Raw genomic sequence first — 16,591 nt, 5'->3', positions numbered from 1 at the left:
CATCCGCGTGGAAGTTGAAGTCACCGCCATCCTGCTTGCGTGAGCGATCCGACCTTCCGATCAGTGCACGCGAAAGGATCCCCGAGATAGTGAGTGCGTACCCGATCGTCGAGTTGTCCACCGACGCGCTGCTGACCACGACCCGCTCGGTGCGCAAACGGCTCGATTTGACCAAACCTGTTCCTATCGGCCTGATTCGGGAATGCCTGGAAATCGCGGTGCAGGCGCCGACGTCCGCCAACGTGCAGAATTGGAGCTTCATCGTGGTCACCGACCCGGAGCAGCGTCGCGCGATCGCCGATGTGTACCGCCGCACATGGGACTTGATCGTCGCATCCCCTTTCGCGGTCGCCGATCGGTTCAAGGACGATCCCGCGCGCAATCACGAGCAGCGCAAAGTTTCTGACAGCGCGGCGTATCTCGCCGATCACTTCGGCGAGGTCCCCGTCTTGGTCATCCCCTGCGTCGAGGTCATCGACGGCGACGGCAGATTGACAGCCGAAAACGCCAACCAGTATTGGAGTTCGATCATGCCCGCCACGTGGAGCTACATGCTCGCCGCCCGTTCTCGGGGCTTGGGGACCACATGGACCGGGGTGACCATAATGGCCGACGACGAGATGCGGACCATCCTGGGCCTGCCCGACAACGTCTATCACGCCACGACCGTCCCCACCGCCTACTACACCGGCACGACGTTCCGCCCTGCCAAACGGATCCCGCTCGACGACGTGCTGCACTTCGACCGGTGGTGAGCGGCGCGGCGAGCCGGTCGCCCGTGCCGGTGCGATTTTCTAAGGAGGACAGCCATGGATGGCGATTACGAAAACCCCTGCCCTGACAATGGTTCTAGGCGAACCGAATCGCTCGATGGCGATGACGGGCACAACGCGATTACTAGCCGCGACATCGATGTGCTGGCGCAGCTGAAGGCGCTCAGACAACACCGATGACCGGCGTACGCAACGGGTTTGGCGCCCGGTCGTCGGTTTGCGTCGAATGGCCCGCGCAGTGATATTGCGCGACGCGGCACCGACCAGCCGTGCGATGGTGGTCGCGGTTATGGTGTCGATGGTCGCGTTCCTCGACTCCACGGTGATCAACCTGGCTTTGCCGGCCACCGAGCACGACCTCGGCGGTGGCCTGGCGCTGCAGCAATGGATTGTCGACGGCTACCTGCTCGCGACGGTGGCCGCGATTCTGCCCGGCGGGTCCATCTCGGATCTGTTCGGCCGCGTTCCCGTGATGCGGTTCGGGCTGTTGGCTTTCGGTTCGGGCTCTGTGCTGGCAGCAGCCGCCGCCTCGCCGGCGATGCTGATCACGGCGCGCCTCATTCAGGGCCTGGGTGCGGCGTTCCTCGTGCCGGGATCCCTGGCGCTCATCAACACGGTGTTCGACAAAGCCCACCGGGCCGCCGCGATCGGCTTGTGGACCGGGTGGACGGGCATCGCCTTCGCGTTGGGGCCGCTATTGGGCGGAATTTGCGTTGACTTCCTAGGCTGGCGTTGGATATTCGTGTTGTCGGCGATACCGATGGCGGTCGGATATGCGCTGACGTTCTGGCTGTGCCCGATGTCGGGGCGGGTCGAAGGAGCGCGCATAGATATCGCCGGGCTGGGCCTCTCGGTGGCAGGGCCGGCGGCGACCGTGTACGCATTGATCGAAGCGCAACGCGATGGCTGGACCGACCCAATGGTCATCACACCAGCGGTGATCGGGATCGCCGCGCTGGTTGGCTTCGTGACATGGCAGCACCGCAGCAGGCATCCAATGCTTCCGTTGCCGCTGTTCACCTTTCGCAACTTCGCCGTCGGCAACCTCGTCACTGCATTGGTCTACGGCGGGTTGACACTGGGATCGCTGGCCGTAGCCCTCTACACCCAAGAAATCGGCGGATATTCAGCCACCATGGCCGGGCTGGCCACCCTGCCAATCCCGGCGCTATCGTTTGTGCTGGCCCGGCACGTCGGCCGAACTGCCGCGCGGGTGGGGCCGCGTACGTTCCTCATCGTCGGACCCGGGTTGGCGGCGGTCGGCCTGCTGCTGATCCGCCCGAAAGCCAACGGGTTCCACGCGCTCACCGATCTGGTACCGGGGATGACCGTGTTGGCAATTGGGCTGGTGGCGACGATCACACCGCTCACATCGGTGACACTGGCGTCGGTGCCGATTGAACACAGCGGCCTGGGTTCGGCGATCAACAACGCCGTCTCGCGGCTGGCCGCGCTGATGTCGACCGGATCCATAGGCCTGATCAGTGTTGGTGCGGCGAGCGCGCCCGGATTCGCCCGCGCGTTGGAGGTGAGCGCCGCATTGTTCGCCCTAGGTGCGTTGTGCGCCGCGCTGTTGATAACCAATCGGCCTGTCGGGCGCCAGCAGGTGCCCTGCGAGATCGCGGCGTTGTGCCGCGACCGGCCCGGTGCGCAACCCTGCTTGGCCAGCAGCGCCTCGGTCGCGACCGAACCGTCCACTCCGAACTAATCGTTCACCCGCTTGGCGAACGGTAATGGCGAGAAATACTGCAACCGGGTCCGGCGGGCACCCGGCGGTGTGCCGAAGCCCGAGCCCCCCTAGGGGACGACGACCGCGATCTACGAAAGCATTGGCGTACTTCTTGGTTCGACGCCTCCGGTGAGGCGGCGCATTGCGCACCCGGTCAAAGCGTGGTCGATTACTCGGCGATCACATAGGACCGGATGCGGCTGAGCGCTACGTCGATGGCTGCAGCCATATCGTCGACGTCGTGGCTAGCCTGGCTCAGCACATACCCGCCTTGAAGCGCGGCGATCAGCCCGGTCGCCAGTTCTTCGGGATTAGCGTCGCGCGCCAGTTCACCGCAGGTCTGCAGACGGCGCAGCGCGGCCGCGACAAGGCGCTGCCACTCGGCGAAATAGCCGGCCAGCAGCAGCCGACAGCGCTCGTCGCGGTCGGCCAGCCGCGAGACCATACTGCCCAACACGCAACCGAACGCGCCGCCGCGCCGCGCGTTGGCAGTGACCAAGCGGTCGCGCCAGCGCTCAAGGTCCGCCACGCTGGTAACCGCTTGCAATTCGCAGCGCTGTTGACGCAGCAGTGCCTGGGCTTGCTCATTTAAGACCGAACGCACTAAGTCTTCCTCGTCGCAGAATTGTTGGTAGCGCCCTGATTTGCACCCACCGCCACGTAGGATGCGCGCCGTGATTGCTGCTTGCGAGCCGCAGGTCCGCCGCATGTCGGTCGACGCGTCCAGACCGCAGGACCGTGGTGGGCCGGCGCGGCGCAGGCAGGCAGTGCGGCATGGCCGGGATCTCCGCGGCATCGACTTCCGCGAAGCGGCTGCGTAGTCTCATCCGCTATCTCCGTCATAGCTGTATCGCGCGCGTAGTCCCTCACCCTCTCTACAAAGGACTATATCGTCCTAAAGATAGTCCTTGGCCAGCGCCCGCGGGCCACGCCAACGTTAGGTTTCGGAAGCGATTCGTGCCGGATCAGCTTGTTACGCTGGATTCTCCACACGTCGGTCGCTGTCGCGCCAGCAGCTTGGAGTCACCGGTGCGACGCTACAGAGTGGTCTAAATAGACCGATAGTTCTGCGCCCCGCGGACCTCGTCGGCGGGGGAGGCGAATGTGTCCGCCGGTCGGAACACGGCGGACATGAGGACTATAAGGTCCGCACAAGCAGGTATCGTGTTAGGGCGGGACGGCACCGCGATGGCTGCCGCGTAGTGGTTGCGAGGGCGAATCGTGGTTAGGCGAGGTGCAGACCAGGCAGCGATGAGCGCGCGCACAGGCAGGCATGGTGCCCAGCCCTACTCAAAGTTTGGCGGCGGCGTTGCGCAGCGGCGGGCGCCAGCGCGTCTTGACGCGGGGGGCCGGAGTCGGCAAGCTGCTGGCACCGTGGGCCAGAGTGAACTTTCCAACCGCGCGCGACGTATCACAGCACGCGGAGCGGCCACGCGAGACCGGATCATTGCGGCGGCTGCGGATTTGATGTATGTGCGCGGCGTCAACGCGGTCACCCTCGACGATGTCCGCGAGGCCACCGCCACGAGCAAATCTCAGCTATACCAACACTTCGCAGGCAAGCCTGAATTAATTCGGGCAGTGCTGGCCTATCGGGCCGCGCAGGTGTTGGCTCGCGAAGAGCAAAGGCTGCAACGGTTGAAATCGATGCGCGGCCTGCGCCGCTGGCGCGATGCCCTGGTGCAAGGCGCGGCGTTGCAGGGCGGCGCCTACGGCTGCGCGCTGGGATCTATGGCAATCGAAATATCCGACCAAGACGAACAGGCCCGCGCCGCGCTGTCTCACTACTTCGCCAGCTGGAAAGGACTGCTAGCCGACGGCCTGAGGCGTATGCAAGAGGACGATACCCTCGCTGCGACGGCCGACCCAGACGCCCTGGCCACCGGCTTGCTGGCCGCCCTGCAGGGCGGCTACCTGCTGGCCCAGGCCAACCATGACGTCACGGCGATGGCCACCGCACTGGACATGGCGCTCGCCCACATCGACAGCCTGACAAACCAACCTGACCGCGCACGGCGCAAGTCGTGACATCGGCCACGGCTTCGCCGGGTCACTGTCAGCCGCCGCGGTGTGCGACACCAGCGTAGGTGTCCTCTTCGTCGGCGACCACTACTTGCTGCTTGACGTCTTTCGGTACCAACCGTCACCAACTTTCCCGGTCTCTCGCTTAATTCGTCAAGCGACTCGGCTTAAGCCTGCGGTGCACAGCACCCCGACTGCATCGTGGATGAGATGCTGTGCACCGCAGTTGGATTGGGGCCGCTCGGCGCTAGGACATCCCGTCGGTTCCCGGGGCTCCGAACATGCCGCCGTTCCCGCCGGTGCCGCCTGTCCCGCCGTTGATTCCATTGCCGCCATGGCCGCCGAAACCGATTATCGACGTCTCGGGAGTGCCGTCCAGGACACCCGAGGCGTTGCCGCCATTGCCCCCGTTGGCAACACCGATGCCGGAGCCGGCGTTGCCACCGTCGCCGCCCACGCCGAGGAGACCGAGGCCGCTGCCGCCAGTGCCACCCGTGCCACCGGCGCCCATGTCAGCAGCCCCGCCCTGGCCGCCCTGGCCGCCCATGCCGGCCAGGGCGCCGGCGCCGAGGCCTCCGGTGCCGCCATCACCGCCGGTGCCGAAGCTCGAGGCACCGCCCGCCCCGCCGGCTCCGCCCTGGGCGACGGTCGTGGACAGGCCCATGCCGCCAGTGCCGCCGGCACCAGCGATACCCGTTGCACCTGTGGCCGCGCCGCCAACTCCTCCGGCCCCGCCGATAGCGCCGCCAAATCCAATTAGGGCGGGCGCGACCGCATTGCCCCCGAGACCGCCGGCGCCGGCCACCCCGGTGGTGACGGCACCGCCGGCCCCGCCCGCCCCACCGCCGACGAGGTCCATTCCGATCAGGCCCGCCGCCGCGCCCGAGCCGCCGGCGCCACCGGTCCCGGCGATCCCACTCATTGCGGCGCCGCCGGCTCCGCCGGTCCCGCCGCTCGCGATATCCAAGCCGAATGGGCCTCGCGCGAAGCCGTCGCCGCCGACGCCGCCGACCCCACCGGTTCCCGTGGTGGCCGCGCCGCCTGTCCCACCGTCACCTCCGAAGCTCGCGAACAATCCGTTCGCGTTGCCGCCGGCTCCGCCGGCGCCGGCAACCCCAGTGGTCGCGGCCCCGCCGACGCCGCCGTTACCGCCGGCGCCCACCAGCAGCCCGCCCGTACCGCCGGCGCCGCCGGCGCCGCCGTCACCCGCGCCGACGGCAGCCCCGCCAAGCCCTCCCGCGCCGCCGTTGCCGAGCAGCATCGCGTTGCCGCCGACGCCACCGACCCCGCCCCCGGTGCCGCCAAGCCCGCCGGCGCCACCGTTACCGAGCAGGAACCCCCCGGTGCCGCCCGCGCCGCCCGCGGCGCCCGCACCTCCGGCGCCGCCGATGCCGCCGTTGCCGATCAGCCCAGCGGCGCCGCCGGCCCCTCCGGTCTGGCCGGCAGCGCCAGAGCCGCCGTTCCCGCCGTTACCGATCAACAATCCGCCGGCCCCACCGGCCTGCCCGGTACCCGACGCCCCGTTGGTGCCGTTGCCGATCAGCGGGCGGCCCACCAACGTTTCGGTGGGCGCGTTGATCGCACTCAGCACGTCTTGCTCCAGCGTCTGCAGTGGTGAGGCGTTGGCCGCCTCGGTGCCGAGGTACGCGGCAGCACCCTGTTTCATCAAGCTGACAAATTCGGCGTGAAAACCCTGCGCCCGGGCGCTGAGAGCCTGGAAATCCTGGCCGAACCCACTGAAAAGGGAAGCCACCGCCAGCGACACCTCGTCCTTACCCGCTGCCAGAAGGCCAGTCGTCGGAGCGGCGACGGCCGAAGTTGCCTCGGCTAGCGACGAATGGACGCTCGCCAGATCCTCAGCAGCATTCGCAACCAGATCCGGCGTGATGGACATGAACGACATAGCAGAACTCTCCTCGACTGGCCGACGTCATCCGGCCGTGTGTGTGGTCTTGAACGGTCAAACAGTCCGTCCCACATGTGGACCTTACAGTCCACGAGTCAACGACGCATCCATGGAACATGTTCTCACACAGTGGGAAACATCTCAGCAGGGCTAAAAATGGACTAACTAGTCCGCTACGGCGCCGGAGTGCTCATCGCCGGCGACCCGCACACACCGACTCCGCCACGCAGCAACGTACTTCACCTCTGACGCGTGAGGTACAGAATCCCGAATTGGCTTGCCCGGCGACATCACTCACCCGGGTGAATATGTGGTCGGGGTGATGACGGCTCATCCCTCGTGGCTGCAATCTCGGGGGGCAACAAGGCCCAGGCGGTACGAACGGCTTCGAGGAGGGACGCGATAAATGAACGACACCAAGCAGTCCGCGGAAGATCTGGCGACCCTCGAGCAGCTCAACGAGGATTACGTCCACTCCGACCAGTTCAACGATGTCAAGCGCTTCAGCGAGTTCCTCGCCGAGGACTTCATTGTGCAGACTCCGGGCGTCACCCGGAACCGCGAGGAGTTTCTCGAATACATCGCTAAGCCACGTCCCTTCAAGGATCTCGCGGTGCACGACGTCAACATCCGCATCCTCAGTGACGTTGCGCTGATCCACGCCCGCGCGACATACACCATGCTTGCCGACGGAGCGGAGCAAGAAGCTCTGTACACGGACACATATCAGAAGCGTGATGGCAGCTGGGTTTGTGTCGCGGCCTGTGCGATTGCTCCGGGGGCTTAACCCGCGCCACAGCCACCTTCGGCCTGTGAAGGGAAGCAGCATGCCGACTGGAATCGTGTTATTTCCCAACCCAAAAGCGACCAATGTCGTCGATGACATGGTGGCGCAGGCCAGCCGGGCGTTTTCACTCGGCGTCCGCCAGATCTGGCTGGGCCAGCAATTCGATTACGACGCGATCGCCCTCGCCGCTTTTATCGGCGCGGCCGTACCCGGGCTCGGCGTCGGCACGTCGGCGGTGCCGATCAACCCGCGTCACCCGCTGATCGTCGCGTCGCAGGCGCAGACGGCGCAGGCCGCCTCGCACGGCAACTTCAGTCTCGGGCTCGGATTGGGCGCGCATGAGCCGGAGCGGCAGGCCTTCGGGACGCAGTGGCCCAATACGGTCACGCGCCTTCGCGAGCACTTGACGGTGCTGAGATCCATCTTCGATACCGGAGCTGTGTACTTCAACGGCGACGAAATCAGCGCGCACCCGGGATGGCCAGTACGGGTCGCCGGGGGCACGCCCGTCCCGGTATACGTGGCCGCGATGGGCCCGAAGGCGTTGCAGGTCACCGGCGAGCTGGCCGACGGCACCCTGCCGTACCTTGCCGGCCCGCGGACAATCGCAGAGTTCATCGAACCGGCCATCGCGAAGTCGGCGGCCGACGCTGGACGGCCGAAACCAAAGATCATCGCGCAGGTCCCCGCGGTCGTGTCGGACGACGTCGATGCGGCGAAGGATTTCACTGCCGACAGGTTGAGTTTCTACGAGGCGATTCCGTCATATCGGAAGGTGATTGCGCGAGAGCGCGTGGCTCGCGCGGTAGACATCGCCGCAGTGGGTTCAGCGGCAACGGTCAAGCGGCGGCTTCAGAGCTATCTGAACGCCGGTGCGACGGACGTGGTGGTGACCGCGCTGGCCTGGGCGGACGCCGCCAAGGCCGACGAGCTGTGGGCCCTTGCAGCCTCGCTCTGATCCCCGAGCACTCACCCGGGTGAAGGGGGGATTGGGGTGATGACAGCTCACCCCGCGGGGGCGCAATCTCGTTAGGACCAGGTACATGCCGGATCGTCGGACCGTTCGCGGGTGCCCCGCAAGTCCAGCCGGAGCAGTCAGCACAAGCTAGGAAGGCAACCCGCACATGCATTTTGAGGGCAAGAAGGTCATTGTTATCGGCGGCAGTGCCGGCATGGGCCGACAGGTTGCAATCGACATCATCGATCACGGCGGGAGCGCGGTGATCGTCGGCCTGTCGAAAGAGCGTGTCGACGACACCGTCGCTGAGCTGAGCCGGCGTGGCCATGCCTGGGGCATCGCTGCCGAGCTGACGGACCGCGCCGCGGTTGCGGATGTGCAGCGGGCGCTTTCTGAGCAGCACGGCAAGGCGACACTGCTGGTGAATGCGGCGGGATTCTTCATCCCCAAGCCGTTTCTCGCGTACGACGCGCAGGATTACGACTCGTACATGGATCTCAACTATGGGCTGTTCTTCCTGACGCAGACCGTCGTCGAGGGCATGATCGCCCGCGGTGAGGGTGGGGCCATCGTCAACATCGGCAGCATGTGGGCGCATCAGGCGATCGGAGTCACCCCATCGTGCGGCCACTCGATGCAAAAAGCAGGGCTGCATGCGCTGACCCATAACCTGGCCATTGAGCTTGCCGGGCACAAGATCCGCGTCAACGCGGTGGCACCGGCCGCGGTGAAGACCCCGGCTCTTGAGAGGTGGGTCCCCAAGGACGAGATCGACGCCACGCTTGACACTTTCGCGCCGTTTCATCCGTTGGGGCGAGTCGGCACCACGGCCGACGTCTCCAACGCGGTGACGTATCTGTTGTCTGATGACGCGAGTTGGGTCACTGGCGCGATTCTCAACGTCGACGGCGGCGTTATGGCCGGCCGCAATTGACCCGGTGGACGTGGTCCTGGGACTTCGAAAACGATGGAAGCTGAAAGGAAAATGCAGTGACAATCGATATCTTGAGGCCGGGCGGCCCGCCGGCGAAGTCCGTCGGCCGCACCGAAGGCAAGTACGTGTTCAATGGGACGGTCGGTGTCCGCCACATCCTCGACAAGGCTCAGGCGGAAGGCCGCTTCTCCGTCCTCGAGCATCCGTTGTCTCCGCGGGCGCTAGCAGCACCGCTTCATCGCCACCACAACGAAGACGAGTACAGCTGGATCATCGAGGGGCGCGTAGGCGCTTTGCTTGGCGATGAGGTGATCGAGGGCGGACCTGGTGACTTCATTTTCAAGCCGCGAGGCCAGTGGCATACGTTCTGGAACGCGGGCGACGAGCCTGCCCGCATCCTCGAGATGATTTCCCCCGCAGGATTCGAGCAGTTCTTCGACGAGCTTTCCGATCTCGGCGGGATCGCCAAGATATCGCCAGAGGTCCTAGATCAGCTCTGTGCGCGGTATGAACTGGAGATGGACGTTGATAGCGTCCCTGAACTATGCGCCCGCTTCGACTTGAAGTTCCCCGGTGAACCTCTCTGAACAAAACCGCTGGTGCTCTGGGTCATTGCGCAGGGCCGTCATTCACAGACCGGAACTGAAAGGTTCACCATGAAGATCGTAGTCATCGGCGGCCGTGGGCTTATCGGCTCGAAAGTAGTGGCCAGGCTCCGCGCGCAGGAACACGACGTGATCATCGCCTCACGCCGATCGGGTGTCGATTCGCTCACCGGCGAAGGCCTCGCCGACGCCGTCGCGGGTGCGGATGTCTTGGTCGATGTCGCCGACTCACCATTGTTCGAGGACGAACCTGTGATGCACTTTTTCACAACGACGACCACGAATCTTCTCTCGGCTGAACGGGACGCGGGAGTCAAACACCATGTCGCGTTGTCCGTAGTGGGTTCGCAGAGCATGCCAGATAGCGGCTACAACACCGCGAAAGCGGCTCAGGAGAAGCTGATCCAGGATTCGGGCCGGCCATACTCGATTGTGCGAGCAACTCCGTTCTACGAATTCGCGGTGGTCTTGGCCGATTCCGCGACAGACGGCGACATCGTCAGATTGCCACACGCGATGTTCCGTCCCATTGCGGCCGACGACGTCGCCACCGCGGTTGCCGACGCGGCAGTCGGACCGCCCACCAACGGAATAACCGAGATCGCCGGGCCCGAAGCAATGGGAATGGACGACTTTGTCCGCGCGGGCCTTGCCGCCAGCGGTGATCAACGTCGGGTCGTGACCGACGCTCATGCGCCATACTTCGGTGCGGTGATCGACGATCACACCCTCGAACCCGACGAGAACGCCACCATCTTCAGCACTCGATACTCCGACTGGATCGACGCACGCTCCGGCCGCCGCCCACAGGGAAATTGACCAGGATATCGAATCATGGTCGGTGCGAACGACTCCGAACTCGAGTCGACAATAAAGGTGCTCCAGGAAGTACGGTCACCGTCGATCCCCGCCAATGCCTCTGTCATGACTGTTCTTATCAACCATCCGCCGGGCGCGCCTGGATACCCGCCCCATCGCATTCCTGGCGGTCCAGGATTCGGTTACGTGATCGGCGGCGAGATGCTGTTCGAAATCGAGGGTGCGGCACCGCGCGTCCTCCGGGCCGGCGACGCCTTCTGGGGGCCCGGCGGCGACGTGATCCACTATCAGGACGCCAACTACCGCACCGACATTCCTTGCAGCTTTGTGCTCACACTGCTGTGCGCGCCCGGGAAACCGTTGCGCGAATGGGTTACCGAAACGGAGCTTGAGGCGCGCCGGGGACTCCGCGTCAAGTAACCGGGATCACCCGCGCGGCTTGCCCGGGCACTTCCCGTCGACGGCCGCCCGCACGTTGATGCTGGTCGCCTCCAGCGTGCCGCTGTTGTCCAGGCTGCCGCGCGCGTTGATGCACTTGCCCTGCGCAATCGCGTCGGGAGTGGCGGTCGCCAACTTGGAGTACTTGGTCTGATCGTCGACGGTCACGGGCGTCTGCGTGCTATTACCGCTCGCGTCGGTACCCGCGACGGTGATGGTGTTACCGGTCACCGACGCAACCGAGCCCAGCAACGGCTTTGGCTTGGCGGGCGCCGGCGAGGGTGAGCCGGAGGGCGGCGTGGTGGTGGAACCCTGACCGGACTCCTTGGGCTTCGGGCAGGTGCCGTTGACCGACGGGCTGACCCGGACCGACGCGGCGGTGGCGGGCTGCCCGGTCTGGATCTCCTTGGTGGGCCGCACGGTGACGCAGCTGCCCTGGGTCACGTCGCTCAGCGTGGCGGGAGCGACCTCGGTGATCTTGGTCGTGGACGTGAAATTGACGGCGGCGCTGCCGTTGTCGTCTTTCGTGACCCGGATCGAGTTGCCGGCGACCGACGCGATCAGGCCGCTCACCTTGGCCTCGCCCTGGGGCGGTGCCTGCGACGTGGCGGTGGAGGTCACCGTCGACGTGGAGGTGGATGTCGACGTCGGGGCCGATTGGTTCGACGAACCGCAGGCGGCGACGGACAGCGCGGCGGCCCCCGTGGCGGCGAGGATGGCGAAGCGGGTGAGTCGAGGAGTGGGACGGGTTGCTGATATCAACGTTTTCCCCCATTCGTGAGTTGGACCACGAAAAGGTGTACCCGCTCGAGCTGTGCCGGAACTGTGAAGCGTCAGAACGCGTCTTCGGAGACCCGCATGATGTCGTCGTCGATGGATTCGAGGACCCTGCGCTGCGCGGTCAGCCTGGGCAGCATGTTCTTGGCGAAGAACTTCGCCGTCGCGATCTTGCCCTGATAGAAGCTCTTGTCGCTCGCGGAGGGCTCGTCGGCCAGCGCGGCGTGGGCGATACCCGCCTGCACCAGCAACCGCCAGCCGATGACCAGGTCGCCGACTGCGAGCAGGTAGCGCACCGATCCCAGCCCCACCTTGTAAATCTCGGTCGGGTGCTGCGTGGCCGACATCAGGTAGCCGGTCAGCGCGCCCGTCATCGCGGTGACCTCGTCGAGCGCGGTCTGCAGCAGCTCGGCCAGGGGTTTCAGGTCGCCGTCGCAGTTGTCGATGGTGTTGCTGATCTGCGCCACCACAAACTGCAGGGCCTGGCCGTGGTCGCGAACGATCTTGCGGAAGAAGAAGTCGAGCGCCTGGATCGCGGTGGTGCCCTCGTAGAGTGAATCGATCTTTGAGTCGCGGATGTACTGCTCGAGCGGATAGTCGGACAGGAAGCCCGAGCCCCCCAGCGTCTGCAGCGATTCGGTCAGAACCTCGTAGGCCCGCTCCGAGCTCACCCCCTTGACGATCGGCAGCAGCAGGTCGTCGATGCGGTGCGCCATGTCGGCGTCAGCGCCCGAAACCCGTTGCGCTACATCGGGATCCTGATGCGCGGCGGCATACATGTAAAGCGCCCGCAGTCCCTCGGCGTACGCCTTCTGGGTCATCAGGCTGCGACGCACGTCCGGGTGGTGCATGATCGTGACCCGCGGCGCGGTCTTGTCGGTCATCTGGGTGAGGTCGGCGCCTTGCACGCGCTCCTTGGCAAAGGCCAGTGCGTTCAGGTAGCCCGTGGACAGGGTGCCCGCCGCCTTCACCCCGATCGTCATGCGGGCCTGCTCGATCACGGTGAACATCTGCGCGATCCCGTTGTGCACGTCGCCGACCAGGTAGCCGACGGCGGGCACGTCGCCGTCGCCGAAGGTCAATTCGCACGTCGGCGATGACTTGATGCCCATCTTGTGTTCCAGCCCGGTGGCGAAAACGCCGTTGCGGGAACCGAGTTCGAACGTCTCGGGGTCGAACAGATACTTGGGCACATAGAACAGGCTCAATCCCTTGGTGCCCGGGCCGGCGCCCTCCGGCCGGGCCAGCACGAGGTGGAAGATGTTCTCGGCGGTCTCGCCGACGTCGCCGCCGGAAATGAACCGCTTGACGCCCTCGATATGCCAGGTGCCGTCGGGCTGTTGGATGGCCTTGGCGCGGCCCGCGCCGACGTCGGAGCCTGCGTCGGGCTCGGTGAGCACCATGGTGGCCTGCCAACCGCGCTCCACACCGACGGCGGCCCACTGCCGTTGCTGCTCGTTGCCCTCCTCGTAGAGCGCCTGGGCCATGAACGGGCCGAAGTTGAAGAAGTTCGCAGAAGGGTTGGCGCACAGGATCATTTCGTTGACGGCCCAGGCCAGCGGGGGCGGCGCCGGCATGCCGCCGATCTCCTCGGCCAGGCCCAGCCGCCACCACCCGGCCTCCTTGATCGCCCGCACCGTCTTGGCCAGCTCGTCCGGCACACTGATCGAGTGCTCGGCCGGGTCGAACACCGGCGGGTTGCGGTCGGCGGCGGCGAAGGACTCCGCCACCGGACCCTCCGCCAGGCGAGCGGCCTCGGCCAGGATCGTTCCGACGGTGTCCTCGTCGAGGTCGCTGTAGGTTCCGGTGCCGAGCACGGCGCCCAGTTCGAGGACCTCGAACAGGTTGAACTCGAGATCGCGGACATTAGCGATGTAGTGTCCCAACGCGATTCCCTCCCGCCCGATAGCTCAGCGACAAGTCTGTCGGACGCGGGAAAACGTACGCAACCGTAAGTAGGGCCGCTACCCGGGCGCGCCGTTCATGCCGAACAGGAGTCCGCGCTGACCGCCATCTCCAGGCAGGCCGAACAGGGCATGCCCGCCCCTGCCGCCGTTGCCGAACAGCCAGGCGTTGCCTCCATTGCCGCCGTTGGCAAGCACCGCCACACTTATGCCCTCACCGCCGTCGCCGCCGTTTCCGACCAAACCGGCCTGCCCGCCCGCACCGGCAGTTCCGGAAAACGTGGCGTTCCCGCCGGTGCCGCCGTTGCCGACGAGCCACGCCCTGCCGCCCGCGCCGCCACCGTTGAGGCCTTCTCCGCCCGCGCCGCCGTTGCCCCACAGCAGCCCGCCGTTGCCGCCGGCGCCGCCGATCCCGGCAGGACCGCTGGCCCCGCCCATGCCGCCGGTACCGAACAGTCCCGCGTCACCGCCGCGGCCGCCCGGCCCGCCAGTGCCGCCGTTGCCGAACAGGATCCCGCCGCCCTCACCGGCCTGGCCCGCCGCGGTGCCGTTGTTTCCGTTGCCGATCAGCGGGCGGCCCAATAGGAGCCGGGTTGGCTCGTTGATCAGGTCGAACAGTGGCTTGAGGGGGTTGGTGCCGGCGGCTTCGGTGGCGGCGTAAGCCTGCGCGCCGCCGAGCAGGTTTTGCACGAATTGGTCGTGGAACGCCGCGACCTCGGCGCTGAGCGCCTGATAGCTCTGGCCGTGCGCGTCGAACACCACGGCGGTTGCGGCGGACACCTGATCAGCCCCGGCGGCGGTCACCGCGGTCGTCTGGGCCGCCACCGCGGAATTGACCTCGTTAATTGCCGAACCGATCCGGGCGAGATTCCCGGCTGCCCCTGACACCAACTCCGTATCCGCGACCAGAAATGACATCCCGCACCTCCCGGTGATGCGTCAGCGACCGCAAAATCGTATCGCGAATTCAGCAGCTGTGGAGTACGAAATTGTTTGCTGTCGTCGCGGTGAATTTAATGGCTCACGCACACGATTCGCGTCGTATTTCGGGCCCGGGAGAGCCGTGGGAACATCACGTCAGTTACCAACGTTAAGGGCATTGTGACAACACGCGATCTCACTGCTGAGCAGTTCAACGAGACCATCGAGGGCAACGACATCGTGCTCGTCGACTTCTGGGCCTCCTGGTGCGGCCCGTGCCGCCAGTTCGCCCCGACGTTCCAGGCGTCCTCGGAGAAGCATCCCGACATCGTCTACGCCAAGGTCGACACCGAGGCCGAGCAACAGCTCGCGGCGGCCGCCCAGATCCGGTCCATCCCGACGCTGATGGCCTTCAAGAAGGGCAAGCTGCTGTTCAACCAGGCCGGCGCGCTACCGGCATCGGCCCTGGAGGACCTGGTCCAGCAGATCAAGGCCTTCGACGTCGAGGCGGCCGAGGCCGCCCAGGCCGAGCAGGCCTAAACCAGTTGCCGCTGCAGCGCGGCGACATCCCATAGCGGTGCCCCGCCGCGGCCTTCGGCGACGCGGAGGTAAATCGACTTCAGCGTCTCGAGGTAGCGGGTGACCGACTCGCGGGCGACCGGGTTGTCGGGGAAAAACACCATGGCGTGCGTTTCCTTTTCATACCGGTTGACGCGTAAGTCGAATCGAGCCGGGACCCCGCCGTCGTGATGGATCTTGATGTTCGAACCGCCCCATTCCGACTTCACGATGGTGGACAGGGGAGGGCTGCTGGCGTCGAGGTGGAACAGCAACGGAACGCGCCCCTGAGGCATCCGCAGCCACGGCGCGAGTTCCAGCACGCGAGAGAACGGCACGTTCGCCAGGGCCTTGCCCGAATCGAACGACTGCTGAGCGGCGCGCACGGCGGCACCGAACGATGACGAGCCGACGGGGATGGTGATCGGGACGAAGCCGGTGAACCAACCGATCGTCAGGAACTCGTCCCGAGAGCCGCGGGTATCGCACGCGACAAGACCGTAATACGTTTCGGCGCCGGTCAATTCGTATTGCGCGAGGGCCGCGGAGGCGAACACGCCGCCGCTGAAGCGGCCGCCCGCGGCTATGCACGCGTCTTCGAATTCGGCTGTCTGTTGTTCGTCCATCAGCCGGACGAACATCAGGTCGCAGGCCCCGGACCCGTCGCCCAGCGACACCGGGCATTCCGGCAGGGTGCCGTCATTCTGTTCGAAGAAGTCCACCCAGGCCTGCACCTGCGGGGAGTCCAGCGTCAGGGCCGAGGTGTATTCATGTTGCTGCACGCAGTACTTCTCGTAGCTGCCCGCCGCCGGAAGCGCCGGCGGCGCACCGCCGGCCAGCAGCGAGGTATACATCAGATACAGCTCCATGCGGATCGCGCCGAGAAACTGCGCGTCGATGTAGAGATGGTCGATGCTGAAGCAGAAGGTGAAGTGATCCGCGCGCTGGATTACCGCAAAGCGGAAGCAATCCCACTCCAACGGGCTCGGCGTGGCCACGATGTGCTCGCGAAATTCCTCCGGCGTCATGTCGTCGTGCTTGACCGGAACGCATTGGATGTCGGCCGGATTGCGAACCGTGTGTCGCAAAATGCGGTCACCGTCGGCAAATTCGAACCAGCTGTGATACGTGTCATGCCGGCGAAGATGCGTGTTGATGACGTAGGTCAGGACCCGGATATCGCAGCGGCCGGCCATGTCCCAGCTGCCGATGCACAGCCTCGACATGTCGACCCCCCGGGCGGCGTGGTCAACGAAATTGCGCAGGTGGCGGGCCTGTTGGTGGCTGGCCGGGACGGCGCTTATCGGGGCTTGCCGGACCTTGTTGAGCGAGGCCGGCGAAGGATGCCAGCACACGACCGCCCCCGGATCCGGCAACCAATCGTGGATTGCCCCGAACGCCTCTTCCCCTGGGATGAACACATTCCCTCCCTAGTCTGCTTCATCGCCTGGACACAGCGG

The 16,591-nt window shown here is 65.8% G+C and carries 17 protein-coding genes; 11 read left to right on the top strand and 6 right to left on the bottom strand.

Annotated elements, in window-relative coordinates; translation table 11 throughout:
• Positions 1–89: 89 nt before the first annotated feature.
• Genes A5706_RS03625 through A5706_RS03620 form a run of 3 tightly spaced genes read left to right on the top strand, consistent with a single transcriptional unit; the run spans position 90 to position 2,481 of the window.
• Positions 90–755: a nitroreductase family protein gene (locus A5706_RS03625; protein ID WP_068108319.1), complete on the top strand. Its 666-nt coding sequence runs from the start codon at positions 90–92 to the stop codon at positions 753–755.
• Between the two features lie 54 nt (positions 756–809).
• Positions 810–953, top strand: a complete 144-nt coding sequence (locus A5706_RS32855; RefSeq protein WP_156766654.1) for a hypothetical protein — start codon at positions 810–812, stop codon at positions 951–953.
• A gap of 46 nt (positions 954–999) precedes the next feature.
• On the top strand, positions 1,000–2,481 hold the full coding sequence (locus A5706_RS03620) for an MFS transporter (protein ID WP_068127135.1): 1,482 nt from the start codon (positions 1,000–1,002) through the stop codon (positions 2,479–2,481).
• 190 nt (positions 2,482–2,671) lie between these two features.
• Here A5706_RS03620 and A5706_RS32000 read toward each other — a convergent pair whose 3' ends face one another.
• Entirely contained in the window at positions 2,672–3,106 is a 435-nt protein-coding gene (locus A5706_RS32000) for a TetR family transcriptional regulator C-terminal domain-containing protein (RefSeq protein WP_197517735.1), read from the bottom strand.
• Between the two features lie 770 nt (positions 3,107–3,876).
• On the opposite strand from A5706_RS32000, the gene A5706_RS03610 reads away from it, so the two are divergent.
• Positions 3,877–4,530, top strand: a complete 654-nt coding sequence (locus A5706_RS03610; protein WP_068127132.1) for a TetR/AcrR family transcriptional regulator — start codon at positions 3,877–3,879, stop codon at positions 4,528–4,530.
• Positions 4,531–4,771: 241 nt separating this feature from the next.
• Here the strand turns inward: A5706_RS03610 and A5706_RS03605 are convergent, their stop codons facing one another.
• Positions 4,772–6,427 (bottom strand): PE family protein, encoded by a 1,656-nt coding sequence (locus A5706_RS03605; RefSeq protein ID WP_068127131.1) that lies wholly within the window; start codon positions 6,425–6,427, stop codon positions 4,772–4,774.
• Positions 6,428–6,836: 409 nt separating this feature from the next.
• Between A5706_RS03605 and A5706_RS03600 the strand changes: the two genes are divergently transcribed.
• From A5706_RS03600 to A5706_RS03575, 6 genes are all read left to right on the top strand, one after another.
• Entirely contained in the window at positions 6,837–7,217 is a 381-nt protein-coding gene (locus tag A5706_RS03600; RefSeq protein ID WP_068127129.1) for a nuclear transport factor 2 family protein, read from the top strand.
• Positions 7,218–7,257: 40 nt separating this feature from the next.
• Positions 7,258–8,175, top strand: coding sequence for an LLM class F420-dependent oxidoreductase (locus A5706_RS03595; RefSeq protein ID WP_068127127.1), 918 nt, complete (start codon positions 7,258–7,260; stop codon positions 8,173–8,175).
• 166 nt (positions 8,176–8,341) lie between these two features.
• Positions 8,342–9,109, top strand: a complete 768-nt coding sequence (locus tag A5706_RS03590; protein WP_068127125.1) for an SDR family NAD(P)-dependent oxidoreductase — start codon at positions 8,342–8,344, stop codon at positions 9,107–9,109.
• Positions 9,110–9,165: 56 nt separating this feature from the next.
• Complete coding sequence (locus A5706_RS03585; RefSeq protein ID WP_231982172.1) at positions 9,166–9,696, top strand: cupin domain-containing protein; 531 nt, start codon at positions 9,166–9,168, stop codon at positions 9,694–9,696.
• Between the two features lie 69 nt (positions 9,697–9,765).
• Positions 9,766–10,533, top strand: a complete 768-nt coding sequence (locus A5706_RS03580) for an SDR family oxidoreductase (protein ID WP_068127123.1) — start codon at positions 9,766–9,768, stop codon at positions 10,531–10,533.
• A 12-nt stretch (positions 10,534–10,545) separates the two neighbouring features.
• A complete protein-coding gene (locus A5706_RS03575; protein ID WP_068127122.1) occupies positions 10,546–10,953 on the top strand; it encodes a cupin domain-containing protein in 408 nt (135 codons plus the stop codon).
• A gap of 6 nt (positions 10,954–10,959) precedes the next feature.
• Here the strand turns inward: A5706_RS03575 and A5706_RS03570 are convergent, their stop codons facing one another.
• The 3 genes from A5706_RS03570 to A5706_RS03560 form a co-directional block, all read right to left on the bottom strand.
• The gene (locus tag A5706_RS03570) at positions 10,960–11,733 is read right to left on the bottom strand and encodes a DUF5666 domain-containing protein (RefSeq protein ID WP_231985008.1); all 774 of its coding nucleotides are present in this window, start codon (positions 11,731–11,733) and stop codon (positions 10,960–10,962) included.
• Positions 11,734–11,804: 71 nt separating this feature from the next.
• Entirely contained in the window at positions 11,805–13,634 is a 1,830-nt protein-coding gene (locus tag A5706_RS03565) for an acyl-CoA dehydrogenase (RefSeq protein WP_068127120.1), read from the bottom strand.
• 78 nt (positions 13,635–13,712) lie between these two features.
• Positions 13,713–14,570: a PE family protein gene (locus A5706_RS03560; protein WP_068127118.1), complete on the bottom strand. Its 858-nt coding sequence runs from the start codon at positions 14,568–14,570 to the stop codon at positions 13,713–13,715.
• 183 nt (positions 14,571–14,753) lie between these two features.
• Here A5706_RS03560 and trxA point away from each other — a divergent pair, with 183 nt between their 5' ends.
• Positions 14,754–15,113 carry a thioredoxin gene (trxA, locus tag A5706_RS03555; protein WP_068127115.1) on the top strand — a complete coding sequence of 120 codons (360 nt, stop codon included), beginning with the start codon at positions 14,754–14,756 and terminating at the stop codon, positions 15,111–15,113.
• On the opposite strand, the gene A5706_RS03550 is transcribed toward trxA, so the two are convergent.
• Complete coding sequence (locus tag A5706_RS03550; RefSeq protein ID WP_231985007.1) at positions 15,110–16,552, bottom strand: condensation domain-containing protein; 1,443 nt, start codon at positions 16,550–16,552, stop codon at positions 15,110–15,112. The genes trxA and A5706_RS03550 overlap by 4 nt on opposite strands.
• Positions 16,553–16,591: the final 39 nt, after the last annotated feature.

The sequence above is a fragment of the Mycobacterium sp. E796 genome (assembly GCF_001672815.1).
In the GTDB taxonomy this organism is placed as follows: Bacteria; Actinomycetota; Actinomycetes; order Mycobacteriales; family Mycobacteriaceae; genus Mycobacterium.
This window is presented reverse-complemented; position numbering and strand designations above follow the sequence as displayed.